Raw genomic sequence first — 1,201 nt, 5'->3', positions numbered from 1 at the left:
CGGCTTTTACATGAGCGCGGGCTATCAAATCGGTGAAGCCGCTCAAATGGTGAAAAACACCAAAGGCATTCAACAGCTTTCAGAAAATTATGAAAAGTTAAACAATCTTTTAAGTAATTACAACACCCTAAACACCCTTGTAAAGCTATCCTCCGATCCGAGCGCTGTCAACGACGCAAGGGATAATCTAGGCTCAAGCGCTAAGAATTTGCTAGATGTCAAAGCCAATTCCCCCGCCTATCAAGCGGTGCTTTTAGCATTGAACGCTGCAGTAGGGTTGTGGCAAGTTACAAGCTACGCTTTTACCGCTTGTGGTCCTGGCAGCAATGAGAGCGCAAATGGAGGTATCCAAACTTTTAATAATGTGCCAGGACAAAATACGACGACCATCACTTGCAATTCGTATTATGAGCCAGGACATGGCGGACCAATATCCACTAAAAATTATGCGATCATCAACAAGGCTTATCAAATCATTCAAAAGGCTTTGACAGCCAATGGATCTAATGGAGATGGGATCCCAGTTTTGAGCGACACCACCACAAAACTTGATTTTACTATCAGTGGAGACAAAAGAACGGGTGGCAAACCAAATGATCCATTAATATACTCATGGAGTCATGGGAAAGCTATTTCAACCTTGTGGATAGACACGAAAGGAACATCAACAACAGAACAGATCAATACAACCAATAGCGCTCAAGAGCTTTTAAAACAAGCGAGCATCATTATCACTACCCTAAATAGCGCATGCCCAAACTTCCAAAATGGTGGTAGCGATTATTGGGCAGGGATAAGCGGCAATGGGACAATGTGTGGGATGTTTGCCAATGAAATCAGCGCGATCCAAGGCATGATCGCTAACGCGCAAGAAGCTGTCGCGCAAGCCAAAATCGTTAGTGAAAACACGCAAAATCAAAACAGCCTAGACACTGGAAAACCATTCAACCCATACACAGACGCTAGTTTTGCTGAAAGCATGCTTAAAAACGCGCAAGCCCAAGCGGAGATTTTGAACCAAGCCGAACAAGTGGTGAAAAACTTTGAAAAAATCCCTAAAGCCTTTGTAAATGACTCTTTAGGGGTGTGTTATGAAGTGCAAGGGGGCGAGCGTCGTGGCACCAATCCAGGCCAGACAACTTCTAACACTTGGGGAGCAGGTTGCGCGTATGTAGGACAAACGATAACAAATCTTAAAAAC

The 1,201-nt window shown here is 44.1% G+C and carries 1 protein-coding gene; it reads left to right on the top strand.

Going from position 1 to position 1,201, the window contains the following annotated elements; genetic code table 11:
* On the top strand, positions 1–1,201 hold a 1,201-nt coding region (locus QT74_RS07835), incomplete at both ends, for a SabA family sialic acid-binding adhesin (protein WP_033765918.1).

Origin of the sequence: Helicobacter pylori SA213A, assembly GCF_000476275.1 — a bacterium.
Classification (GTDB): domain Bacteria; phylum Campylobacterota; class Campylobacteria; order Campylobacterales; family Helicobacteraceae; genus Helicobacter; species Helicobacter pylori_CL.
This window is presented reverse-complemented; position numbering and strand designations above follow the sequence as displayed.